This window comes from Streptomonospora mangrovi (genome assembly GCF_027604915.1).
In the GTDB taxonomy this organism is placed as follows: Bacteria; Actinomycetota; Actinomycetes; order Streptosporangiales; family Streptosporangiaceae; genus Streptomonospora; species Streptomonospora mangrovi.
Map to the genome: position 1 here is coordinate 17100 of NZ_JAJAQC010000018.1, position 22211 is coordinate 39310.

20 protein-coding genes, 5 tRNA genes and 1 pseudogene are annotated in these 22211 nt (G+C 72.0%); 17 read left to right on the plus strand and 9 right to left on the minus strand.

What is annotated here, in order from left to right:
• Positions 1 to 262 precede the first annotated feature (262 nt).
• On the plus strand, positions 263 to 736 hold the full coding sequence (locus LG943_RS12480) for a PGPGW domain-containing protein (RefSeq protein ID WP_270072423.1): 474 nt from the start codon (positions 263 to 265) through the stop codon (positions 734 to 736).
• 254 nt (positions 737 to 990) lie between these two features.
• On the opposite strand, the gene LG943_RS12485 is transcribed toward LG943_RS12480, so the two are convergent.
• Positions 991 to 1064 (minus strand) — tRNA-Val (locus LG943_RS12485).
• A 449-nt stretch (positions 1065 to 1513) separates the two neighbouring features.
• Here LG943_RS12485 and LG943_RS12490 point away from each other — a divergent pair.
• Positions 1514 to 1933, plus strand: a complete 420-nt coding sequence (locus LG943_RS12490; RefSeq protein WP_270072424.1) for an SsgA family sporulation/cell division regulator — start codon at positions 1514 to 1516, stop codon at positions 1931 to 1933.
• Positions 1934 to 2348: 415 nt separating this feature from the next.
• Here the strand turns inward: LG943_RS12490 and LG943_RS12495 are convergent, their stop codons facing one another.
• Positions 2349 to 3191 (minus strand): aminotransferase class IV, encoded by an 843-nt coding sequence (locus LG943_RS12495; protein WP_270072425.1) that lies wholly within the window; start codon positions 3189 to 3191, stop codon positions 2349 to 2351.
• 528 nt (positions 3192 to 3719) lie between these two features.
• Between LG943_RS12495 and LG943_RS12500 the strand changes: the two genes are divergently transcribed.
• The 5 genes from LG943_RS12500 to LG943_RS12520 all read left to right on the plus strand — a co-directional run bounded on the left by LG943_RS12500 (position 3720) and on the right by LG943_RS12520 (position 4745).
• Positions 3720 to 4151 (plus strand): roadblock/LC7 domain-containing protein, encoded by a 432-nt coding sequence (locus LG943_RS12500; protein ID WP_270072426.1) that lies wholly within the window; start codon positions 3720 to 3722, stop codon positions 4149 to 4151.
• Between the two features lie 188 nt (positions 4152 to 4339).
• Positions 4340 to 4412 (plus strand) — tRNA-Gly (locus LG943_RS12505).
• A gap of 37 nt (positions 4413 to 4449) precedes the next feature.
• Positions 4450 to 4522 (plus strand) — tRNA-Gly (locus LG943_RS12510).
• A gap of 45 nt (positions 4523 to 4567) precedes the next feature.
• A tRNA-Cys gene (locus tag LG943_RS12515) sits at positions 4568 to 4639 on the plus strand.
• 29 nt (positions 4640 to 4668) lie between these two features.
• Positions 4669 to 4745, plus strand: a tRNA-Val gene (locus LG943_RS12520).
• A 95-nt stretch (positions 4746 to 4840) separates the two neighbouring features.
• Here the strand turns inward: LG943_RS12520 and LG943_RS12525 are convergent.
• From LG943_RS12525 to LG943_RS12550, 6 genes and pseudogenes are all read right to left on the minus strand, one after another.
• Complete coding sequence (locus tag LG943_RS12525; RefSeq protein ID WP_270072427.1) at positions 4841 to 6052, minus strand: tyrosine-type recombinase/integrase; 1212 nt, start codon at positions 6050 to 6052, stop codon at positions 4841 to 4843.
• Between the two features lie 27 nt (positions 6053 to 6079).
• Positions 6080 to 6400: a helix-turn-helix domain-containing protein gene (locus LG943_RS12530; RefSeq protein ID WP_333486359.1), complete on the minus strand. Its 321-nt coding sequence runs from the start codon at positions 6398 to 6400 to the stop codon at positions 6080 to 6082.
• A gap of 142 nt (positions 6401 to 6542) precedes the next feature.
• Positions 6543 to 6980, minus strand: a complete 438-nt coding sequence (locus tag LG943_RS12535) for an XF1762 family protein (RefSeq protein ID WP_270072428.1) — start codon at positions 6978 to 6980, stop codon at positions 6543 to 6545.
• On the minus strand, positions 6977 to 7144 hold the full coding sequence (locus tag LG943_RS12540) for a hypothetical protein (RefSeq protein ID WP_270072521.1): 168 nt from the start codon (positions 7142 to 7144) through the stop codon (positions 6977 to 6979). Before LG943_RS12540 ends, LG943_RS12535 begins: the two co-directional genes overlap by 4 nt.
• 492 nt (positions 7145 to 7636) lie before the next feature.
• Positions 7637 to 8203 (minus strand): annotated as a pseudogene (locus LG943_RS12545) (DNA cytosine methyltransferase); the annotation flags it as partial.
• Positions 8200 to 9081, minus strand: coding sequence for an adenine nucleotide alpha hydrolase family protein (locus LG943_RS12550; RefSeq protein ID WP_270072429.1), 882 nt, complete (start codon positions 9079 to 9081; stop codon positions 8200 to 8202). The pseudogene LG943_RS12545 and the gene LG943_RS12550, both read right to left, overlap by 4 nt.
• Positions 9082 to 9345: 264 nt before the next feature.
• Here LG943_RS12550 and LG943_RS12555 point away from each other — a divergent pair, with 264 nt between their 5' ends.
• From LG943_RS12555 to LG943_RS12600, 10 genes are all read left to right on the plus strand, one after another.
• Positions 9346 to 10086: a hypothetical protein gene (locus LG943_RS12555; protein WP_270072430.1), complete on the plus strand. Its 741-nt coding sequence runs from the start codon at positions 9346 to 9348 to the stop codon at positions 10084 to 10086.
• A gap of 145 nt (positions 10087 to 10231) precedes the next feature.
• Positions 10232 to 10582 carry a pilin gene (locus tag LG943_RS12560; RefSeq protein WP_270072431.1) on the plus strand — a complete coding sequence of 117 codons (351 nt, stop codon included), beginning with the start codon at positions 10232 to 10234 and terminating at the stop codon, positions 10580 to 10582.
• Between the two features lie 306 nt (positions 10583 to 10888).
• The gene (locus LG943_RS12565; protein ID WP_270072432.1) at positions 10889 to 12301 is read left to right on the plus strand and encodes a hypothetical protein; all 1413 of its coding nucleotides are present in this window, start codon (positions 10889 to 10891) and stop codon (positions 12299 to 12301) included.
• Complete coding sequence (locus LG943_RS12570) at positions 12301 to 13233, plus strand: PrgI family protein (protein WP_270072433.1); 933 nt, start codon at positions 12301 to 12303, stop codon at positions 13231 to 13233. The genes LG943_RS12565 and LG943_RS12570 overlap by 1 nt, the downstream gene beginning before the upstream one ends.
• A gap of 2 nt (positions 13234 to 13235) precedes the next feature.
• Complete coding sequence (locus LG943_RS12575; RefSeq protein WP_270072434.1) at positions 13236 to 15035, plus strand: VirB4 family type IV secretion system protein; 1800 nt, start codon at positions 13236 to 13238, stop codon at positions 15033 to 15035.
• The gene (locus LG943_RS12580) at positions 15032 to 17344 is read left to right on the plus strand and encodes a type IV secretory system conjugative DNA transfer family protein (protein ID WP_270072435.1); all 2313 of its coding nucleotides are present in this window, start codon (positions 15032 to 15034) and stop codon (positions 17342 to 17344) included. Before LG943_RS12575 ends, LG943_RS12580 begins: the two co-directional genes overlap by 4 nt.
• An 18-nt stretch (positions 17345 to 17362) precedes the next feature.
• Positions 17363 to 18235: a replication-relaxation family protein gene (locus tag LG943_RS12585; RefSeq protein ID WP_270072436.1), complete on the plus strand. Its 873-nt coding sequence runs from the start codon at positions 17363 to 17365 to the stop codon at positions 18233 to 18235.
• Positions 18228 to 19289: a C40 family peptidase gene (locus tag LG943_RS12590; protein ID WP_270072437.1), complete on the plus strand. Its 1062-nt coding sequence runs from the start codon at positions 18228 to 18230 to the stop codon at positions 19287 to 19289. Before LG943_RS12585 ends, LG943_RS12590 begins: the two co-directional genes overlap by 8 nt.
• Before the next feature lie 207 nt (positions 19290 to 19496).
• Positions 19497 to 19658 carry a hypothetical protein gene (locus tag LG943_RS12595; protein ID WP_270072438.1) on the plus strand — a complete coding sequence of 54 codons (162 nt, stop codon included), beginning with the start codon at positions 19497 to 19499 and terminating at the stop codon, positions 19656 to 19658.
• Between the two features lie 301 nt (positions 19659 to 19959).
• Entirely contained in the window at positions 19960 to 21081 is a 1122-nt protein-coding gene (locus LG943_RS12600) for a competence protein CoiA family protein (protein WP_270072439.1), read from the plus strand.
• 413 nt (positions 21082 to 21494) lie between these two features.
• Here the strand turns inward: LG943_RS12600 and LG943_RS12605 are convergent, their stop codons facing one another.
• Positions 21495 to 22151: a type 2 periplasmic-binding domain-containing protein gene (locus LG943_RS12605; RefSeq protein ID WP_270072440.1), complete on the minus strand. Its 657-nt coding sequence runs from the start codon at positions 22149 to 22151 to the stop codon at positions 21495 to 21497.
• Positions 22152 to 22211 lie beyond the last annotated feature (60 nt).

Genomic DNA, 22211 nt, shown 5'->3' on the forward strand with positions numbered 1-22211 from the left:
ACGCGGCAGTGCCGGTGCGGCGCTCCGGCGCGAGGCCGGCGGGAAGCCGGCGGCGCCTGGGAGAGGCGCGGACCCCGGAGCGGGCGGCGCACTGAGAGCGCCCTGGGGCCCCTGGGAGCCGATCGTGCGGCCAAGGAGCCGGGCGGGGGACGTGGGGCGCGCAGGCGCCGCCTCAGCGCCCGGAGGACGGGGCGAGAAATCGTTCTGGATTTTCACGGCTTGGCCCGTTACCTCGTCTTGATCCGGCCGATATTGTGACTGCATGTCTCCGAGCCCCATGACCGACCGTCCGGACCCGGCGGCATCCCCCACCGCGAACCCGCGCACCCACCGGCCGTCGCGGCGGTGGCGCCGGTTCCGCACCCGCCTGCGGGTGTGGCGCCGGCGCATGCACGCCCACCCGGTGCTGAGCTGGACCTGGCGCGGTGTCGTGGCCACCGTCGGCCTCTTCTTCCTGCTGGCCGGCGTGGTCATGTGCGTGACCCCCGGCCCGGGCGCCGCCGCCATCGTCCTGGGCCTGGCCGTGCTGGCCACGGAGTTCGCGTGGGCCAAGCACCTGCTGCGCCACGCGCGGCGCTGGGCGCACGCCGCCAAGGAGAAGGCCAAGGACCGGGCGGTGCGCTCCAACCCCGACTCCCGGCTGGCGCGGCTGCTGGGCGCCCGCCCGGCCCCCGGCGCGGGCGACCGGCCCCGCCGCCGGTTCTCGCTGCGCCGCCGCGCCCGCTCGCTGGGCTGACCCGAGGCGGGCTCCCCAGGTTCCGGCGTATCGGACAGCAGGTTTCCACCGAAGCGGACCTGCCCCTCAACCATGGCGTCGGCCACACGCTCCGGCTGGTGCCGTCGGCGCGCCGCCGCCCTTGCCTGGGCGCTGACCTGCGATAAAGCCGTCTGCGGCCGGTGGCCGCGCGCGGGGCGCGGCGAGGTGGGCGCGGCGGTCGGATGAAACAAACAAGGCCGGCTCCTGGTGATCGGAGCCGACCTTGATCGGGGTGGGCGATACTGGACTCGAACCAGTGACCTCGTCGGTGTGAACGACGCGCTCTAGCCAACTGAGCTAATCGCCCGGGGTGTCCGGCGCCTCTCGGCGGGGCGAACACTGAAGACTCTAGCGCATCCGACGGGGTGGATTGTGCCGTCGTCCCCACCAGGTCGGCGGTACTGTGACCGACGTCTCACCAAACAGGGTCCCAGCGGTGTTCAAGAGCGCGCAAAACGCGAAACGCCCTCATGGGCGGGCATTCGGACACCCATGAACATCCGGGGCATACCCGCCCCTCCCCCGCGCGTGACGTGGCACACAGATCATCCGGAAATTCCTGGTTTCCGCAGCTCATTACAGTGACCGGAGGACCAGGAGGCGGCATAGGGAAACCCAGCCGCACTCCAAGAGGCATCCACCAGGCAAAGTCTTCCGGTTGCGCGTCATAGACCGCACCCGGCCGCGTTGGAGCGGGCGAGACGGTTAACCTACCCGCGCTTTACGCGGGGCCGGACGAGAAAAGGTTTGGCGAACATGAACAGTAGCGGCACCACTGCCACCGCCGAGCTGGGCCTTCGGCTCGTGGTCCCCGACCGCACGGCGGTCCCCCTGGTCGCACGGCTCGACTACACCGCCGACGACCCCTACGCCATCAAGGTGGCGTTCCACACCGGCGAGGACGAGCCCGTCGAGTGGATTTTCGCCCGCGAACTGCTGACGGTGGGCATCGTGCGCGCCGCCGGCGAGGGCGACGTCCGCGTGTGGCCCGAGGCCGGCAACGGCGAGCGCACCGTGAACATCGCGCTGTCGTCGCCGTTCGGCCAGGCGCAGTTCGACGCCCCGGTCTCGCCGCTGGCGGAGTTCCTGCACCGCACCTACGAGATCGTGCCGGCCGGGCACGAGGGCGAGTTCGTCAACCTCGACGCCGAGATCGAGCAGCACCTCCTGGCCTGACCCGCGTCCGGCGACTCGCGCCGCCCATCGGGCCGGTCCCCTCAGCACGCGGTGGCCAGCACCCGCGAACCACGCAAACCCGGCGTCTGGTTTACCCCGCGGCCAACCCCGCAAACCGGACCGGCCCGCGGCCCCTTTGGGCCGCGACCGCATCCGCCGGCGGCCACCGGTTCCCGTCTCACCGCCGCATTCGGTCACGGCGCGTAGTGGCACCGCCACCGCGCCCGCCGCGGCGCCCTCCGCCTTCGCGGCCCGCTCGGGCGGCACATCGGCCGCACCGCACAGCGCGCCCCGGCAGCAGGCTCAGCCCGCCGCAGACACCGCGCGGCCCCGGCACCCGTCTCACACGACGCCGACGGCGCCCGTCCCCTCCCGGACGGGCGCCGTCGGCGGTTGGTCGCGATCGTCTTCGCCGTCAGGGGTCCATGTCGGCGGCGCCGCGCTCGGCGAAGACCTCCATCGCCCGCCGCGTCACCGGCCCCGGCGCGGCCGGCAGCGCGCGGCCGTCGATCGCGCGGATCGGCTGCACGTCGCGGCCCGAGGAGGTCAGGAACGCCTCGGAGACGCCCTCCAGCGCCGCCATCGGGATGTCGGCCTCCTGCCCGCCGGCCCACTCCAGCACCAGTTCGCGGGTGATCCCGGCCAGGGGGCCGGCCGACAGCGGCGGGGTGAGCAGGGCGCCGTCGAGGACCACGAACACGTTGCTGCCGGTGCCCTCGCACAGGTTGCCCGCCGTGTTGGCGAAGACCGCCTCGCCCGCCCCGCGCTGCTTGGCGTAGTCCAGGGCGACCACATTGTCGGCGTAGGAGGTGGTCTTGAGCCCGGTCAGGACGCCGTTCTCGTTGCGCGTCCAGGGCACCACGGCGACGTCGGCCACGGGGGCGATCGGCCCCAGCGGCCCCACGGCCACCACGCACGTCAGTTCGCCGCCCACCCGGTCGGAGCCCAGCGGGCCCACGCCGCCGGTGACGGTGATGCGCACCCGCGAGAGGGGGATGTCGGGGTTGGCGTCCAGCGCCTGGCGCACGCCCTCGGCGATGAGGCCGGTGTCGGGCTCGGGCAGGCCGATGCCCACGGCCGAGCGGGTCAAGCGGCGCAGGTGCCGGGTGAGCGCGAACGGCTCGCCGGCGACCCCCTTCACGGTCTCGAAGACGCCGTCGCCCACGGTGATGCCGTGGTCCAGCACGGGGATCCGGGCCTCGTCCGCATCCAGGACCTTGCCCCGTCCGAAACCCGCGCCGGCGATCCACACCCGCATACTCGCGTCCTCCCTTGGTTCTCAGGCTGTCGCGGCGCCGTGTGCCCGCGCGCCGGCGAACGCCCCGCCCGGGGTGGTGGGGCGCCGGCGCCCGCGTCCCGGGCGCACCACCGGTCACCTGCGTTCCCGCGGGGGGTGCCGGGGTCCTCGCCGCGGCGGGCCGCCGCCTGGTGCGATCCTGCCACCTCAGGGGTCCGCGCGGCAGCCCGAGCCCCGGCGCGCCGGGCCGTTCGCGCGGGGCGGCCGTCGCTGAAAACCCTTACGGCGCAAGCCTTCTGTCCAATCCCGGCCGATGCCGTATATGCGATGTAGGCCACGGGTAACGTAACCAACCACACCCGTACCCGCCTCATCGCCGCGAACCACCCACTACTCCGACACGCAGGCGCATATCGGACGCGTGGATCACGAATGGCTATCATCTGGGCAACGCTATGAGGACCCCTGCCCCGGGGCCCCGCGGACCGGCCCGCGACCCTGCCCCGGGGTCGCCCGGTCCGGCCGAGACGACGACGGATCAAGAGAGCTATGACCTCACAGAGCACCGCCCCAGGCGAGTTGAGCTGGCTGCTTGACGACCTCCTCACGCGCGCGCAGGGCACCCGCCACGCGATCGTCCTGTCCACCGACGGCCTGCTGATGGCCTCCTCCAGCCGCCTGGACCGCCCCGCCGCCGAACACCTCGCCGCCATCGCCTCCGGTCTGCACAGCCTGGCCTCGGGCGCCAGCAAGCAGTTCGGCGCCGGCGGCATCCGCCAGAGCATCATCGAGATGGACGACGCCTTCCTGTTCGTCGCCGCGGCCGGGGAGGGCGCGTGCATGGCGCTGCTGTCCGACACCGAGTGCGACGTCGGCCTGGTGGCCTACGAGATGAACAAGGTGATCCAGCGCGTCGGCCAGTACCTCTCCGCGCCGCCCCGCCCGGACATGCCCACCACACCCGCCCAAGTCGAGCGCTGAGCCGTCCCTGCCACTGCCTCAGCCCCCGTCCGGACGCCCCGACGGCGCCGCCGCGCTCCGCACCCTGCCCCGCGCACGGCGCCGCCCCGGGATTTCGATTTCGCCCAGGCGCCGCGATCCGCTAAAGTTCAGAGGCAGCGAGAGGGGCACCGGGCCGGCGCGAACCGGCCGGGACACCCCCACTCCGCGCGGACGTGGCTCAGCTGGTAGAGCATCACCTTGCCAAGGTGAGGGTCGCGGGTTCGAATCCCGTCGTCCGCTCGAAGCACCAAACCCCATGGGGCCTCCCATGGACACTGCGGACGTGGCTCAGCTGGTAGAGCATCACCTTGCCAAGGTGAGGGTCGCGGGTTCGAATCCCGTCGTCCGCTCGGAGAAGCCGTAAGGGACACCCACGCCCCTTGAGCACGGCTCGCGGCGGAGTGGCCGAGTGGCTTAGGCAAGGGACTGCAAATCCCTGTACACGGGTTCGATTCCCGTCTCCGCCTCCCCCGTTCGCACTTCGGTGCGACCCTTCGGGCGGTTAGCTCAGTTGGTTAGAGCGCTACCTTGACACGGTAGAGGTCACAGGTTCGAATCCTGTATCGCCCACCAGCATCATCGCAGGTCAGAGACCGTTCATCGGTTCTCTTCAGTTGTCAGCGGCTTCGGCGATGGAGAGAATCTGGAGACGATCTTGCTCCAGTTCGCTACGAAGCCTCTTTCCTGCGGTGCGCACGGTAGTGCTCACCGATCTGCGGAACCATCTCCATGAGCCTTTCCCGCTCCTGCGGATGCAGCGCGTCCAGACTCCGCAGCCAGCGCTCCTCGAGCGCACTGCGCACCTGATCCCTCATCGCCGGGGTCACGTGCTCATAGACGTGGCCCATCCCCCGCATCCGGTGCCCCAGCCGGGCCGCGCGGGCGACCTCGGGGACGCCGTCCTCGGCCAGCCACGTCCGGTGGGTGTGTCGGCCCTCGTTGAAGGTGAACCCGGGCAGGATCGGCGCGCGCAGCCACGCCTGGTCGCTGCCGGGGCACCCGTCCCAGGCCGGACGCCAGAACCGGGCGCGGAAGTTGCCCCGACGCAGATACCCGCCCCGACGGCCGGCGAAGACCGGCTGTCCCGGCTCGGCCTGTACCAACAGGTCGGTGTAGAGGGCGGCGAGGAAGTCGGGGAGCTGGATCCAGCGCTTGCCGGCGGGGGTCTTGGCCCTCTTGGCCTTGGCCACCCGCCCCGCGGTCTCCCGCAGCGGGGTGCGTACCGGGATCGCGCGGTTGACCTCGTCGTATTCGTGCGGTTCCAGGCCCGCCAGTTCCGACCAGCGAGCGCCGGTGTAGCCGTTGAGCAGGCACAGCACGAACCCGGCCCTGCCGCAGGTGTGGTGCAGGCGCATCGCCGCCCGCAGAACTTGGGCGGGGGTGGCCACTTGGCGTTCGGTTTCGTAGTCGCCTGAGGTCACCCGGATACCGTTGCAGGGATTGGCCGGGATGCGCCGGGCGCGCACCGCGCTGTTGCAGATCGTGGAGAACAGCGCGAACACCGAGGACACGCTGGGCTCGGCGAGGTCCTCGTGCAGTTGGCTGACCCAGCCCTGGATGTCGACATGGCTGTTGAAGATGCTGATCAGCGGCCATTTCCCCCATTTGGGAAGGATGTGGGCGTCCAGGTAGCACCGGTACTTGGCACGCGTGTTGTCGGCCAGACGCGCGCTGGCCATCCACTGCTCGGCGAAAATCTCGAAGGCGATCTCACGGTCCTCAGGCGCGATCCAGATGCGCGCCCGCACCTCGGCCTCTTGCTCCTCACCCCAGTTGAGCGCGGCTTCCTTGGTCGCGAACCCCGACTTGGAGCCCCAGGTGCCGTCAGGTTTCTTGAAGCGGGCCCTCCACGACGCCGGCAATCGCTCGGCATATGCCATTTGTACAGCCTCCTTTACTGCGTAGATTCATTCGTTGCCGTTCGCGGCACGGCCGGTGACCGGGCGACGCGCCCCCTGCTGCACGATCCGGACGAGGTCAGCGGCACTGAAGCGCAGGTGCTTGCCGATGAACGTGCAGGGGATCGCCTGCTGGGTCGCCTTCTTCCGCAGCCACGACTCAGGCACTTTGAGCACCTGGGCCGCCTCGGCAGGTGTGTAGACCTCGGGGAGGTGGGGACCGCTGCCGGGCTTGTCGGTGGCCGGTGCCGGAGCTGTAGGGTAAGGGCTCCTCTGGCGATTGTCATCGCGTTTGAGCTGGTCAGGGCACCTTTCTTTCCTCACCGACACGGCAACCTCACCTCAGGGATAGGAGCCTGCGCCGACAATGAGGGCCGCCCGGGCATGCCGACGCCGACGCATCCATACCGCGGCATGCCACCCCCGGGCCCGGTCGGTTCCGCGGCGGCCCTTCCGGGGCGGCGCACGCGGATCATGGCGCCTCCCACCGGGTGCGGGCCGGGCCTCGGGTGTGCAGTCCGTGGGGTGGGTGCCAGTCGGTTCTGGGCGGCATTGCCGCCACGGGGCGCCAGCCGGCCGCGCGAAGGGACGTACCGGGTTCCTCGGCGCGGGTGTAGGTGACCAGGCGCCGGTAGCCGAGGGCTTTTGCCGCGCGCCAAGCAGCGGCGAGAAGCATGGAGCAGGCGTTGGGGGTGCCGTCGGTCGCCAGGCGGGTGACCTCCAGGGTCCGGCCGTTGTCGAGGCCGCGCGCCACGGGGCGGCCGACGATCGCGACGGCGACGAGCACGCCGCTGTCGTCGGCGGCACCGAGGCTGAACTTGTGGCCGCGCGGCGGGCCGAGGTGGCGGTGCCATACCTCAATGAAGGCGCGTGCTTCGGCGAAGGGCACCGGGACCAGGTGAAGGCTCACTGGTCGCCTCCCGCGTCGTCAGCGGCGGCGATGTCGGCGAGCAGGTGGGTGAAGGCGGTGTGGGCCTGCTGGGGCACGACGCCGTTGCCCAGAGCGCGGAGCTGCGCGGTGCGGCTCAGCCCCAGGGCGGGGCCGGTGACCCAGCCGGTATGCAGGCCCATCATCCATTCGACGAAGACCGGGCTCAGCCGCGGTCGTCCGTGCCTTCCGGGTTCGCTGGGCGGCGGGGCTTCGCGTCCGAGGACCTGTTCCCATCGGTGGATGGCCTGAGCGTAGGTTCCCCACGCGGTTCGAGGGCTATCGGGACGTCCGGGTTCTGCCGGGTGTGGGCGCCGGGGCCGACCGTGCGGCTGCCGTCGGAGGGCGCAGCCGTGGGAGTGGACAGCATCGCGGCCACGGAGGACAGTGTGAGGTCGCCGCGCGAGCCTTTCTGGTTGGGGCTGCCCTTGGTGGCGTCGCTGGCCCGCGGTGTGGGGAGTAGCGGCGGGGATCCCACAGTGCGGGAGAAGGCCGCCGGGACGGGGCGTGCTCCCCCGGACGGGACCTCCATGTGGCAGATGACATCGGACAGGCGCACCTGTTTGCCGTGCGCACGCCGGTCCTGCGGTCGCGCGGGACCGCGCGAGGCGTCGCTCGCGCACGGGGTGGGCAGCAAGGAACAACCGTTCCCTGCGGTGGCAGGCGCCGATGTCGCTGGCGCGTAGGCTGCACCATCGCGCGTCATACCCTGCGCGGGCCAGGTCAGCGAGTACGCGGTCGAGTCCCCGTCCGCGCCATCGGAGGGCCGCCACGTTCTCGACGAGGAGGAGGCGGGGTCGTAGACGGCGAATGGCCTCCACCACCAGGTTCCAGACACTGGATCGTGCTCCGTTCTCGATCCCGCCGCCGGGGCCGGCGGCGGAGATGTCCTGGCAGGGGAAGCCGGCGGTGATCACGTCGACGGTGGGCACGGTGCGCCAGTCGACGTGGGCGAGGTCGCCGAGGTTGGGAGTTGCGGGGAAGCGGGCGGCGAGCAGGCGGCTGATGTCGGGATCGTGGTCGGCGACCCAGGTTAGGTGGGCCTCCCCCAGCGCGGCGGCGGCTCCCATGTCCAGGCCGCCGTATCCGGTGCACAGCGAACCGATCGACCATCCCGGTCCGGTCTGTGGGGGCGGCGCCTCCCCTCCGTTGACCGAGGGGCACGGGACCGCGGGTGCCGCTGATGCGGTGCCGGTGGCGGTCATGCGGCACCCCCGTTCCCGGGCGGCTCGGCCGGTTCACCGCTGCGGCACGCCCAGGGTGAGCAGCCCTCCGGCTCGGGGCCGGTGTCGATGCCGAGATCAACCTGCGCGAGCGGCACTCGGGCGGCGTGGAGGTAGTAGGTGCCGCGCAGCGGCGTGCCACGCGTTGCCGCGGCAGGGTGGCCGTGGCGGATGGCGGCATCGAATGCCACCGCGTCCTCCCAGGCGGCCGGGTCGGTGGCTTTCATCTCCGCCCAGGAGGCGTTGGAGCGGTAAGGGCAGCCCACACAGGCCGAGCGGGGCGTGTCCCCCAGGCCGTGGGCGGCGAGGTAGGCCCGGCAGTCACGGCGCGTCCAGCCGATCTCCAGCAGGGGGAAGCGGTTGCGCAGGTAGCGCACATCGGCGTCCTTGGCGCGGTGGACCTCGTCCACGCTGATGCCGATGGACTGCTCGGCGTAGACCCCGGTCGGCACCCGGTTGGGATGGGGGTAGCCGAGCAGTCGCCGCGCCTCGCGCTTGAGCGGCCGGATCTTGTACTCGGCCGTGCACTGGCGCCGCGCCATCTGCCGCTCCCCGTGAGGGCCGCGGATGAACAGCGGCATGGAGGCGAATCGATGGTCTTCATCGAGTGCGTCGCGTCGGATGTTGCCGGCGCTGATCCGCAGCAGCGGTATCCCGGCATCGGCGGCAACGGTTTCAAGCCGCGCCAAGTGCCGGTAGACGGCCGTTGGTTCCCATCCGGTGTCGGCGAAGAGTGCGTAGTCGAAGCGCGGAATCGCGCCTTGTGCCGCGAGAAGCAGCAGGGTGCTGGACTGCACGCCCGCGCCCAGCGACAGCAGCTTGAGCGCGGGCGGCGGGTGGCCGGGGGTGCGTGGGGCCATTGGCGGTGCCGGCGGCGGCCGGTGAACGTCCTCACCTAGGAAGGGCACCGGAAGAGCGGTTCGCGCTCACGCACGCTGTGCACAGTGGTGCTAAGGCAGGCCCCGGTGCCTCCGCAGCCGTTTTCGGCCCCCTTCGCATTTCTCCCGATCCGGGTTCGCCGGATGTTCGCCGGATTCTCGCTCCGGGGGATCTGCTTCTGCGCTCATATCCTGCTCACCCGCTTATGCCTTCATGGGCTCCCCGACGATTTAAGGGAGTTCGCCATGGACGGTTCCGCCTTTTCCACGCTGCGCCGCTCGTTTCGTCTCCTGGCCGATGGTCCTCGGCCGCCGGTTCTGGATCTGCGAGGTGTGGCCGGCACCGCGTCCCGCATGACCGCGGGCGACCTGGACGGCTGGCTTGTGCAGGCGCCGCAGGAGACGGCTGATGCGGTGTGGCGGCGCCTGCTTGTCCCGGTGAGGGGCGGCGATGCCACATGGACGGTCGTGGCCGCCGGATTGGCGCTGCCGGGGCTGTGCGCGGCGCGTACGCGGCTGCGCTGCGATGACGCCGACCGCGCTGATATCGAGGCGGAGATGCTGGCCGCGTTTGTGGCGGCCATGCGTTCGGCCGATCCCGCCCCTGAACGGGTGTGCGGGCGACTGGTGAGCGCCGCCCGTGCCGCCGGGCAGCGCCACCAGCGTGCTCTGCGCCGGCTCCGGAGCCGGGAGGTGCCCTGGGAGTGCGCCGGTCTACGGCACGCAGGCCAGTCGGGGGCGGGGCCGGTGACGCTGCTGGCGCGCGCTCTGCGCACCGGCGTGCTCAGTCCCATCGAGGCCGAACTGATCGCCCGTACCCACCTGGAGCGCCGTCCCCTAATCCGGGTGGCCGATGAGTTGGGCCTGGCCTACATCACCGCGCGGCGCTACCGCAGGAGCGCTCAGGGGAGGCTCCTGGCGGCCCTCGGCGGGGTGGAGACCACCTCCCGGGTGAGCGCGATCGGCACTTCGCGCGCCGTTTCTTGAGTGAGGGCGAAAGTCGCCTTTGCCTTTCGCGGGGCGGGGTGTGTCCGGTGGACGTCCTCGGTTTGGTTTTCCCATCAGAAAGGAGAGACCGGCGCTTCCCCGCCCCGTTTACCACCCCCGTTCGGATTCTTTTGAGGTGACGGCCATGCCGATCCCGAATAAACGATTTCGACGCGCCGCCGTCGGTGGTGCGGCGCTCGCTCTGCTCTTTCTCCTCGGGCCTGATCCGGCGCTGGCTCAGGGCGCTGAGCAGCCGGGGGTATCCAACCTGGGCGAGGTGATCACCAACATCCGCAACTGGATCGTGGGCCTGCTGGTCGCTCTGGCGACACTCCTGTTAACCATCGGCGGGCTGCGCTACCTCCTGGCCGGCGGTGATCCAGGCGAGGTGAACCGCGCCAAGGACACGCTGAAGTACGCCGCGCTGGGTTATGGGGTGGCGATCCTGGCCCCGATCCTGGTCGAGATCCTGCGCGGCTTCGTCGGGCTGGACTGACCCGTGCCGCCCCGATGCCGACTCCTCCTGACGGCGGGTGCCGCGGCACTGCTGCTGGGCGCTCCGGTTACCGCGGCAGTACCGGCGGCTGCCGCGGCGGCAGTGCCGGGCGACGCGGTGCCGCCCGCTCCTTCCTCCGATGCCGAACCGGAGCCGCCCCGGCCGTCCCCGTCCCCTTCGGAGAACCCGCGGCCGTCGCCCGATCCCTCCCCCGGGCCCGAGCCGGAACCGCCCGCGGAGGAGGGCGGCAGCGCCGAGGAGCCCGCCGACGGAGCGGACTGCGGGACCTTCGACTACGCCTGCCGGATGCGGGCCGCGTTCAACGGATGGCTCACCGGGCTCGTGGCCGACTTCATCGACGCCCACCTGGTCCTGTTCGCGATGGGCCTGCTGACCACCCCCGACCCCACAACGGGCGTGCGCCAGGCCCACACGGGTGCGCTGATGGTCGCCAACGCCTCCTTCGTGCTCGTGGTCACTCTGGCCGGGGTCTTGGTGATGGCCAATCCCACCGTGCAGTCCTCGGCCGGGGTGAAGGAGCTGGCACCGCGCGTGGTGCTCGCGTTCCTCGCCGCCAACGCCTCGTGGCTGGTGTGCTCGGTGCTGGCCGACATGGGCAACGCGCTGACGGTGGGGCTCTTGGAGGGCGCCGCCCAGCCCGAGGCGGTGGCCCAGGCGATCGAGCGCACGCTGCAGGACCCGCTGGGCGAGCTGGTGCTGGTGGTGCTGCTGACCGTGGTCGCGGCGCTGCTGGTGCTGTTCTTCGCTGTCGCGGTGATCGTCCGCGTGATGCTGTGGCTGCTGCTCACCGCAGCCGCGCCGTTGGCGCTGGTCTGCCATGCCCTGCCTCAGACCGAGGGGGTGGCCCGCCTGTGGTGGCGGGCCATGGGGGCGCTGCTGGTCATCCAGGTCGCCCAGGCACTGACGCTGCGGGTGCTGACCCAGGTGTTCCTGGTGCGCCGGGAGGCCGACTTCCTCACCGATCCGGCCGGTACGGCCGACTCCATGCTGGACGTGATCGTGCTGATCACGGCGATGTATGTGCTGGTGCGCATCCCGTTCTGGGCGTTCCGGCAGGTGTTCAACACGCGCGGCTCCCCGCTGGTGCGCGTAGTGCGGTTCGCCGTCGGTGCCCTCGTGCTGCGCAACGTCGGCCGGGCGCTGGCCACCGCCGCGGGCCGCACGACGCCGCGCCCGGGCGCCGGACGCGGCGGACGTCCCGGCCCGCCTCCGCCGCGCGGCGGACCCGGTCGGGGGCCCGCGCCGCGGCCGCCTCGACCTTCTGGTCCGGGACGCGGCCTGGCGCCCCGACCTCGGTGGGGTGGCGGCGGCGGGCGCCCCATGTGGAGCAGCAGCCCGCCACCCCGGCCGGAGAGCCCCACCGCGCCGGGCAAGGAGACCCCGCCCAACGACCGCTCCTCCACAGGACGCGGCCAAGGCCGCGGGCCCGTCCGCGCAGAACGGACGTCCTTCGCGGGTACGCCGCGCCACTATGCGGGCGGTGTCTGGGTGCAGCGCCCCCGGCCCCGCAGCGCTCCCCCTCCGCCCGATCCCCGCCGCTACCGCACGGTGCGGCCATCCGACATCCGCATCACCCCGCCCCGGCCGCCACGGCCCGAGCCGCCTGAATCCACGCATCCGCCGAACGCGGGCCAGCGGCGCCCGGTCCGTCCCCGGCCCCGCCACTACCGCCGCCGACCGAGAGGAGAGCAGGAGTGATGGCGCGTGTGCGCATGCCCGCCGACATCGAACGCGAGGACCGCATCCTGGCCGGGTTGAGCGCCCGACAACTGCTGATCATCGGCCTGCCCGGGATCGGAGTGTGGGCGGTGTGGACGGCACTGCGCGACGTGGTGCCGCTGCCGGTGCTGGCAGCCGTCGCGGTCCCGCTGATGGGCGCGGCGGTGGCCGCCGCGCTGGTCCGCCGCGACGGGCTCAACCTGAACCAGTTCCTGTTCGCCGCGCTGCGGTTCCACCGCTCCCCCAAACGCCGCGCCACCACCGCCGCCGAAGACGCCGCCGAAGTCCCCTCATGGGTCAGCGCCCGACCCGACCCGCTGCCCGCCCCGCTGGCACTGCCGCTGGAGTCCATCGGCGACAGCGGCGTCATCGACCTGGGCGAGCACGGCTGCGCGGTCGTCCTGTCCTGCTCCACCGTCAATTTCGCGCTGCGCACCCCCGAGGAGCAGGCCTCACTGGTGGCCGGCTTCGCCGCCTACCTCAACTCCCTCTCCGCCCCCGTTCAGGTCCTCATCCGCGCGGAGTCGGTGCGCCTGGATCCGCTGATCGCCGCCGTCGACGAGGCGGCACCCGCGCTGCCGCACCCGGCACTGGAGCGTGCCGCCCGCGACCACGCCGACTACCTGGCCGACCTGGGCCGCACCCGCGATCTCCTCTACCGCAGAGTGCTCGTGGTACTGCGCGAGCCCGGCGGCACCGGGCGACATGGGGCGGCAACGCTGCTTCGGCGCGCCGAGGACGCCACTCGCGCGCTGGCCGCCGCCGGCAGCACCGCCGCCGTCCTGCCCGGGGCCGACGCCGCGGCCGTGCTCGCCACCGCCGCCGATCCCGCCCGCGCCGCCGCCCCTCCAGAAGGGCTGGCGCCCCCCGACGCGATCATCACCGGCCCCCGCCCCGCTGAGGAGGACTGACCGTGCCTCTACTACGACGTGACAGGAGCCGGCGGCCCGCGCGGCCCTCGGCGGTGGCCGCGGAGGTCGACATCGCCCCTCGGCGGCTCCGGCTGGGTGGCGGCGTGGCCGCGTCCTTCGCCGTCACCGGCTACCCGGCCGAGGTCGGCGACGCGTGGCTGGAGCCGCTACTGACCTACCCCGGCCGCCTGGATGTGTCCCTCCACGTCGAGCCCGTCCCGCCCCACACGGCCGCCGACCGGCTGCGCCGGCAGATGGCCCGTCTGGAGGCCACGTCCCAGACCACCGCCGAGAAAGGGCGGCTGGAGGACTTCGAGGCCGAGATCGCCGCCGAGGACGCCCGCGACATGGCCGCGAGCCTGGCCCGAGGCGAGGTGAAGCTCTTCCGGGTCGGGCTCTATGCCACCGTCCACGCCGCCACTGAGGACGATCTGGAGGAGGAGGTCGGCCACGTCCAGTCGCTGCTGGCGTCGATGCTCATCGACGCCCGCCCCGCCTCCTACCGGCAACTTCAGGGCTGGATCTCCTGCCTGCCGCTGGGCGTGGACCTCCTCGGCCAACGCCGCACCATGGACACCGCCGCACTGGCCGCCGCCTACCCCTTCGCCAGCCCGGACGTGGCGGTGGAGGCGTCGCCCACCGCGGTCCTCTACGGCCTCAACGCCGACTCCTCGGGAGTGGTGGTGTGGGACCGGTGGGCGCTGGACTCCTACAACACGGTCGTGCTGGCGCGCTCGGGGGCGGGCAAGTCCTACTTCTGCAAGCTCGACCTGCTGCGATCGCTCTATGCCGGGATCACGGCCGCGGTCATCGATCCTGAGGACGAGTACGCCCGCCTGACCGAGGCCGTCGGCGGAACCGTCATGCGCCTGGGTGCGCCAGGTGTGCACCTCAATCCCTTGGACCTGGCACTGGACACCGCGGCCACGCGCGACGCGCTGAGCCGGCGCGCGCTGTTCCTGCACACCCTGATTCCGGTCATGACCGGCGCGCCGCTGGCGCCGCGCCAGCGCGCGGCCCTCGACAAAGCGCTGATCACGACGTACCGCAAGGCCGGGATCACCGCCGACGAGCGCACCTGGCCCCGGCCCGCGCCGATGCTCAGCGACCTGGCGGCCGTACTGAAAGCGCAGAAGGACGAGGACGCCCGCGACCTCGCCGTCCAACTCGCGCCTTACACCACCGGCTCCTACGCCGAGCTTTTTCGCGCCCCCACCACCCGGCGCCCGACCGGGCACCTGGTCACCTGGTCGCTGCGCGCCCTGCCCGACGAACTGAAGGCCGTGGGCACCCTCATGGCTCTGGACGCCATCTGGCGCGGGGTCGCCGAGGCCGCCCCCGACCACCCCCGCATGGTCGTAGTGGACGAGGGCTGGCAGCTCATGTCCCAGCCCGAGGGCGCGAGGTTCCTGTTCCGGCTGGCCAAGGCCGCCCGAAAGCGCTGGGTCGGGCTCACCGTCGCCACGCAGGACGCCGCCGACGTGCTGGGCTCCGAACTGGGCAGAGCCGTCGTCTCCAACGCCACCACGCAGATCCTCATGCGCCAGGCACCCCAGGCCATCGACCAGGTCGCCGAGGCGTTCGGGCTCTCCGACGGGGAGCGCCGGCACCTGCTCACCGCAGCACCCGGCCAGGCGCTGCTGTGCAGCGGGCAGCAGCGGGTTGCCTTCCAGGTCGTGGCCAGCGACGCCGAGCACCGCCTGGTCACCACCAACCCCGCTGAAGCCGCCGCCGCAGAAGAGTCCGGCCCGGCGGCGCCCGACCTCGACGGCCTCGATGCCGAGGAGGAGGACCTGCTGTGAGTTGGCTCCCCGCCGACCTGAGCGGTCTGCCCGCCGCCCTGGGTGAACTCGTCCTGGCCGCCGTGGCCGCCCACGGAAGCACCGCGCTGGCCGCCGCGCCCTGTGCCATCGCCGCCGCCGTGGCCCTGCGCACCGCCGTGGCTCTGCTTCGGCACCGCGCCTGGTCCCGGCACGCCCGCCTGGTGGAGATCCTGCCTCCGCCCGAGACCGATCTGGCCGGTGCCGAGGCTCTGTGGACCAACCTGCTCGGTCTGCTGCGGCCCGCGTGGAAGCGGGCGCTGCTCGGCCAGCCGCATGTGGTCTGGGAATACGCCGTAGACGGCTCGGGAGTGCGGGTGCGGCTGTGGGTGCCCGGTCCTGTCCCGCCCGGGATGGTGGAACGCGCCGTGCAGGCCGCCTGGCCCGGCGCGAGCACCACCACGCGCCCTGTTCCGCCCCCGGAGGCCGCGCCCCGCGCGCGCGGCGGCCACCTGCGCCTCGCCCGCCCCGACCACTACCCCATCGCCACCGGCCACGCCGAGGACCCGATCCGCCCGCTCCTGGGCGCCGCCGGCGGCCTGGCGCCCGGGGAACGGGTGCTGGTGCAGGTGGCGGTACGCCCGGTGACCGGGCGCCGACTGCGGCGAGCCGCCCAGGCCGCCGCCCGCCTGCGCCAAGGCGTCCGCCCGACCGGCGGGGTGTTCGACCTGGTCACTCCTGGGGGAGCACACCGAAAGGCCGCACAGGCCGCGCTGCGCCCTGATGTCCCCGGTGAGGTGCGCGCCATCCTCGCCAAGGCCATGGCGCCGCGGCTGGAGACCCACGTGCGCTACCTCGTCACCGGGCCCGGCGCCGACACCGCGGCGCGGCAGCGGCGCCGGGGCCGCTCCCATGCCGTCGCAGGGGCGTTCTCCGTGTTCACCGGCCTTAACCACTACCGGCGCCGCTGGACACCGATCGCCGCACGCCTGGCTGCGACACGATGGCTGGGCCACGGGGACATGCTCTCGGCCAAAGAACTGGCCGCGGTCGCCCATCTGCCCCTCGACACGGCGGTACCCGGCCTGGAGCGGGCGCCGGCCCGCCCCACACCGCCCCCGCCCGGTATCACCGGCGACGCCCCCGACACCCGGCTCCTCGGCACGGCCGACGGCCCGGCGGCCCGGCTGGTGGGCCTGCGCGTCGCCGACGCGCGCCACCACACCCACGTCATCGGCGGCACCGGAACCGGCAAGACCACCTTCCTGCTGAACATGATCCTGGACGACGCCGCCAAGGGCCGCGGCCTGGTGTTCATCGAGCCCAAGGGCGAATCTGAACTCCTGTTGTCGCGGCTTCCCATGGCGGCGGCCGAGCGGGTGGTGCTGATCGACCCCGACGACAACGCGCCTCCGCCCGCGCTCAACGTGCTCTCCGCCGACGCTCGGGGCCGGGAACGCGCAGCCGACATGGTCACCGGGATCTTCCGCCGGATCTTCGCCGACTCCTGGGGACCGCGCACCGAGGACATCCTGCGCTCGGCCTGCCTCACTCTGGCCGGAACCCCCCACGCCGGACTGGCCAACATCCCCCGCCTGCTCGACAACACCGCGTTTCGCCGCCGCGCCACCGCCCGTCTCGCCGACCCCGTCCTCAAGGGTTTCTGGAACTGGTACGAGGACCTGTCCGAGCCGGCCCGGGCCCACGCCACCGCTCCACTGGCCAACAAACTCCGCTCCGTGCTGCTGCGCGGATTCGCCCGCGACCTGCTCGCCACCACCGACCACGGCCTGGACCTCCGCCGCCTGCTCGACAACCAGGCGATCGTCATCGCCCGCCTGCCCAAGGGCGTCCTCGGGGAGGACACCGCCTCCCTGCTCGGATCCCTGCTGCTGGCCCAGGTGTGGAACGCCGTCCTCGCTCGCGCCCGCCAGGCCGAGAATCAGCGCGCCGACATCGCGATCTACCTCGACGAGTGCCAGAACTTCCTGACCCTGCCCTACGGCATCGACGACATGCTCGCCGAGGCCCGCGCCTACCGCGCCGGGCTTGTCCTGGCCCACCAGGACCTCTCCCAGCTTCCCCGCGATCTGCGCGAAGCCGTCTCCGCCAACGCCCGCAACAAGGTGTACTTCGACGTCTCCCCCGAGGACGCCCGCACCCTGGCGCGCCATGTGCACCCCAACCTCGGCGAACACGATCTGAGCCACCTGGCCGCCCACCAGGCCGCCGCCCGCCTGGTCTCCCACGGCGCCCTCTCCCCCGCCTTCACCCTGCGCACCCGGCCCCTGCCGCCACCCGTCAAGGGCCGCGCCACCGCCCTACGCAAAGCCGCCCGCACCCACCGCTGAACCAGGGAGAACACCCCCATGCGCACACCCACACGCCCCGACCGCTCGGCACCCGTGCGCCCGCGCACCACGGCCGAGGCCGTCCACCGGCTGGTCTCCCGCCTCACCCCGCGCGACCTGCGCGTCATGCGGCTGGTGTGGGACCACCGCGTCCTCACCACCGACCAGATCGCCCGGTGCGAGTTCTCCTCCTACGCCACCGCCAAGCGCCGACTGCCCATCCTGTACCGACTGCGGGCCTTGGAGCGGTTCCGCCCCTGGACTCCGGTGGGCACCGCCCCCTGGCACTACATCCTCGACGCCCCCGGCGCCGAGATCCTGGCCGCCGAACACGGTCAGACCGCGAAGGAACTTGGCTACCGGCGCGACCGCCTCCTGGCCGTCGCCTACCGCTCAAGCCTCGCCCACACCCTCGGAGTCAACGAGTTCTTCGTGGACCTGCACTCCCACACCCGCACCCACGACACCCACCTGACCTGGCGCACCGCCCGCGACTGCGAAGCCCTTTGGGGCGACATCGTCCGCCCCGACGCCGCCGGCCGCTGGACCCATGCCGACACGGCGGTCGACTTCTTCCTGGAGTACGACCGCGGCACCGAGCCCCTGCGCCGGCTCGAGGCCAAGCTCGACGGCTACCACGAGCTGGCGCGGCTTACCGGCCAGCAGGGCGTGGTGCTGTTCTACCTGCCCTCCCGGCGCCGGGAGGGCAACCTCCACGAACGCGTTCCCCGTCCGCCGGTCCCGGCCGCCACCGCCGTCCACGGCCAGCACCCCGCCGACTCGGTGTGGACTCCGCTGGGCGGCTCCTCGCCACGGCGCCTGGCCGCCCTTCCCGGGACCAGCCTGCCGCCGGAGGGGGGCGTGCGGGGCTGGGAGGCCGGTGATGGCTAGCCCCGGCTTCCTCGCCGGGCTGGTCGCGGCGCTCATGGCGGTGGGGGCGGTGTTCTCCGCCGCCACCGCCATACTGGAGAACCCCGCTCCCGCGCACGTGCCCGGAATGCCCGACACCCTGCTGGACGCCTACCTCCGCGCCGCTCACACCTTGCCCGAACTGCACCCGCAGTGCGAGGGGATGCGCTGGCAGATCCTCGCCGGCATCGGAAAGGTCGAGTCGTCGCTGCTGGCCGGCCGCGACATCGCCCCCAACGGCGACGTGTCCCCGCCGATGATCGGCCCCCGCCTCGACGGCTCCGGCGCCGACGGCAACCTCACCCCCCACTACGACACCGACAACGGTCGCTTCGACGGCGACACCGAATACGACCGGGCGGTCGGCCCCAACCAGCACCTGCCCTCCGGCTGGGCCGACCACTACGGCGCCGACGGCAACGCCGACGGCGTCAAGAACCCGCACAACGCCTATGACAGCGCGCTGGCCAGCGCGCGGGAACTCTGCCTCAGCGCCGGAGAGAGCGGGGTCGACTTCACCGACCGCGACCAGCTCGCCGACGCGCTGTACCGCTACAACCGGTCCGACCGCTACGTCGAAGACGTGCTGGCCGCCATCGAGGAGTTCGACGCCTACGCCCCCGCCGGGGGCGGAGGACGCGGCAGCGAGCAGGGACGGGCCGCCGTGGAGTGGGCCCTGCGCCAGGTCGGCAAACCCTACGTATGGGGCGGTACCGGCCCCTCGGGCTTCGACTGCTCCGGCCTCACCCAGCAGGCATGGGCCGCCGCCGGTGTCGACATCCCCCGCGTCACCACCGATCAGTACCGAGCGGGCCGCCGCGTCAGCTTGCACCAACTCCAGCCCGGCGACCTCCTCTTCTACGACACCACCGACCTCGGCTCCCCCGGCCCTGCCCCCAGCCACGTCACCATGTACATCGGCGAAGGCCGCATGATCAACGCCCCCAGCAGCGGTCAGACCGTCCGCACCGAACCTGTGGCCAGCGAGACCTACAGCCCGAGGTTCATGGGGGCGGTCCGCCCTCGTGAGCCCTAGACGGCGCCGGACAGAGCGCTAATGTGGTTGGTGGCCGTCCTGGTTGCTTTGCTTGGTCGCTTTGCACTCACGAACGGCCGGGGCGGTCGGGTCTCACCCGACCGCCCTCTCAAAGCCCGGTTCTCCCGAAGCTACGGCCGGGGGAAGCTCTAGGGGCAGCGGCGGGAATCGGCCCGACCGAGGACGGGCGAGCCGGTTGGTCCGCACATGCTGGGCCACACCTTCGGCACCAACCTCATCCGCGGCGGCATCGAACTGGCGCGCGATCCGGTCGACGTGGTCACCGTGGTCGAACTGATGGGCCGCGCCGATCTGACCACCCACGACGCTACGCCTTACCTACCAAAGCCGGTAAGGCCGCCTCCCTAGACCGGCTCACCGTTGACCGGTGAGCAGGCCGGCAGGGGCCTCGTTGCCGAAGTCTGCAACCTCCCCATGTTCCGGCCGCTGACAGGCGGCGCTAACAGCTCCTATGACCCAAAGTGAGATCGACACGCACATTGAACTGGGGTTATTCGAACCTGTGTACCAGGCGTCTCATCTGTAGTGCATCATGGACGCACGGACCACTACATGTAGGGGTTCGTGCAGTCTCCGAGGTGACGCTCCGCGACCCCGCAGCGGTCAGGAGCCGATCCCGGGGTTGGTGCGCTTGGAAGGAGTTTCACGCTTGGCCCGACTCCGTTCGACATCTGCAGCAGCAGAAGACCGGCGCCGCGTGCAGACGGCTGTCAAAGGCGCGACGGCCGACTCCGAGGACGCCGTCATCCTGCCCATCGAGCACGATGCCGCCATCGAGTTTCGCGAAGAGCACCGCGCCACCGGCACCGAATTCTGGTGCGGGAGCGTGAACGGGTGCGGGCGAAAGCTTTTTATCCGCATCGGTGACGACAAGATCCCGCACTTCTACCACCAAGGTGAGGCCGAAAGTTCGTGCCGCCTGGCGCAGAGGAGCCGCGGCCGGCACGACATCGAGCCCCCGATCGCCTGGGCCGAACTGCGGCGCTGGCGCGTGAGCCGAGGCCTTCCCGAGGGCAAGGTCGACTTCATCGATCCCCTCGAGAAACACGACGGCCGCTACCTGCACATCAGCGGGCCGCGTGGTACCCGGGATACCCGCATCGTGCTCGGCGACCTCACGATCGTCAAGGTCAAAGACGACGCCAGGTCCCCGCAGGGGCGCGAGTGGGACTGGTTCGTGCACCACAGCAACACCGAGTTGCGGGGCATCCTGGATGAGCAGGGAATCCCCTACGGGCCGATCAGGTTCAGCCAGACCAAGGACTCCGCGATCATGCAGGTCTTCTTGGCCGCTGCGGACAACGTCGGGGACTGGGGTCGGGTCTCCCGCTACGAGCCGGCACCCCATCGGCCGCCCCGGCCGCCCGCCCCCGCCATTCCGGCCCAGGCCGCCCCGCGACCGGCCCCGGCGCGGCCTTCCGCTTCATCTCGGGCCCCTGTCCCCGGCTCCACGCATGAACGGGCCGACTCCTTGGAGAGCCTGCGGGCACGAATCGCTCGAATGCGCGGCTCGGACGACGCTCCGACGCCCTCTCGCAAGCAGGCGCCGACCACGAAAACGCCCACACCCGGGTCCGATGGGCAGCTTCCCGCCGAACTCGCCGAGGCCATGGCGCAATTGAAGGAGGCGCTGGTCTTGGGAGACCGCAGAACCAGGGCCCGGTGCGTACGACGCCTGCGCGCACTCCGCAGGCGTCACCGGGCGCAACTGGCTTCCGAGGACAACCGGACGATCAAAGCCCTGATCAACCAAGCCAGCACCAGCATCTGACCGCTGACCTCCAGAGTCGGCCTGGCCAGTCGGGGAAGAAACCGGAGTCAGACACCAGCCCCCGCCCAACATGTCGTTGCGCGGGGGTCTTCGTTCTCGATGTGGTATCAGGGTCCGTGCCCGGTTCGGCTTAGGCCACGCTGGCACAAGACCAGCGAGGCGTATTCGCGGCTGCGGCGCACCCGCGTCGGCAACGCTTTCCTCAACCCCCACCGAGACGAGGAGGCCGACCGGCTTCGGCAGCCAGCAGCGGGCGTAGAACTCGTCATCAGTTTGGACTCGCAGGGGCCGAACCGCTTCCTAGACTTCCCGCGGTGGCTACCCTGAGACCGCCTGCTCCTTTCGGTTCTGTGAGGGACTGGGGATAGGCGCTCGCGGGGCCGGTCCTGTCCAGACCGGTCCCGCTCTCGTTGTCAGCGGGGAAGGCGCCGATCCGCCGGCAGGCTCAAGGTGTGCACTTGGTAGTCCGGGTGGTTCCGTGTGAGCCCTTCGATGTGCGCCAGCACGGTGATGTCTCCAACGCGCGCTCCCCCGGCCTTGGGCGGGAACGCGACGATCCAGCGGCGCCCGTACTCGGCGAACGAGTCGTTGACGCACAGTTCGTCCACGTAGACCTCGGTGATCTCGGTCCGGGTGAAGGCGGGTCGCTGTCCGCGGATACGCAACACCGCATCGTGCCCCGTGTCGGTGAGGCGGGCATGAGCGGTGTCGTTGCGGCCTTGGGTGGTGATGAAGCCTGCGGCCGCCAACCGCTTGAAGGTGGCGGCGTTGACGGCCCCGGCGGGGCCGACCCGGTCGGCGTCACGGCCGTCGGCCAGCGCGCACAGCACCGCGCGCAGGGTGGGGGTCAGCCGCTGCCAGGTCAGCGCTGCCGCCTCGTCCCCGGCCAGCGCGGCCCGCCCGGCCGGGGTGATGCGGTTGGGGTGGCCGTAGGCGGCGGGGCGGGCATACCCGAGGTCCACCAAGGAGTACAGCGTGGCGGGCCGGGTGGTGTCGGGGAACGTGGCGCCGGGCGTTTCCGCGGCCGCGGTGAGCGCGGCGTGCTGGCGGTCGGTGAGCCGGATTCGCATGGTCAGCCTCCGTGCTGGTGTGCCAGGGCGGGACACCGCCGCCGGTCGAAGCGGCGTCCC

What these genes read in the sequence shown, in the direction of transcription:
- LG943_RS12490 (WP_270072424.1), top strand. Translation starts at nt 1,514, where the DNA reads ATGAACAGTAGCGGCACCACTGCCACCGCCGAGCTGGGCCTTCGGCTC.
- LG943_RS12480 (WP_270072423.1), top strand. Translation starts at nt 263, where the DNA reads ATGTCTCCGAGCCCCATGACCGACCGTCCGGACCCGGCGGCATCCCCC.
- LG943_RS12555 (WP_270072430.1), top strand. Translation starts at nt 9,346, where the DNA reads ATGGACGGTTCCGCCTTTTCCACGCTGCGCCGCTCGTTTCGTCTCCTG.
- LG943_RS12495 (WP_270072425.1), bottom strand. Translation starts at nt 3,191, where the DNA reads ATGCGGGTGTGGATCGCCGGCGCGGGTTTCGGACGGGGCAAGGTCCTG.
- LG943_RS12585 (WP_270072436.1), top strand. Translation starts at nt 17,363, where the DNA reads ATGCGCACACCCACACGCCCCGACCGCTCGGCACCCGTGCGCCCGCGC.
- LG943_RS12595 (WP_270072438.1), top strand. Translation starts at nt 19,497, where the DNA reads ATGCTGGGCCACACCTTCGGCACCAACCTCATCCGCGGCGGCATCGAA.
- LG943_RS12550 (WP_270072429.1), bottom strand. Translation starts at nt 9,081, where the DNA reads ATGGCCCCACGCACCCCCGGCCACCCGCCGCCCGCGCTCAAGCTGCTG.
- LG943_RS12560 (WP_270072431.1), top strand. Translation starts at nt 10,232, where the DNA reads ATGCCGATCCCGAATAAACGATTTCGACGCGCCGCCGTCGGTGGTGCG.
- LG943_RS12605 (WP_270072440.1), bottom strand. Translation starts at nt 22,151, where the DNA reads ATGCGAATCCGGCTCACCGACCGCCAGCACGCCGCGCTCACCGCGGCC.
- LG943_RS12570 (WP_270072433.1), top strand. Translation starts at nt 12,301, where the DNA reads ATGGCGCGTGTGCGCATGCCCGCCGACATCGAACGCGAGGACCGCATC.
- LG943_RS12590 (WP_270072437.1), top strand. Translation starts at nt 18,228, where the DNA reads ATGGCTAGCCCCGGCTTCCTCGCCGGGCTGGTCGCGGCGCTCATGGCG.
- LG943_RS12565 (WP_270072432.1), top strand. Translation starts at nt 10,889, where the DNA reads ATGCGGGCCGCGTTCAACGGATGGCTCACCGGGCTCGTGGCCGACTTC.
- LG943_RS12540 (WP_270072521.1), bottom strand. Translation starts at nt 7,144, where the DNA reads ATGATGGGCCTGCATACCGGCTGGGTCACCGGCCCCGCCCTGGGGCTG.
- LG943_RS12500 (WP_270072426.1), top strand. Translation starts at nt 3,720, where the DNA reads ATGACCTCACAGAGCACCGCCCCAGGCGAGTTGAGCTGGCTGCTTGAC.
- LG943_RS12525 (WP_270072427.1), bottom strand. Translation starts at nt 6,052, where the DNA reads ATGGCATATGCCGAGCGATTGCCGGCGTCGTGGAGGGCCCGCTTCAAG.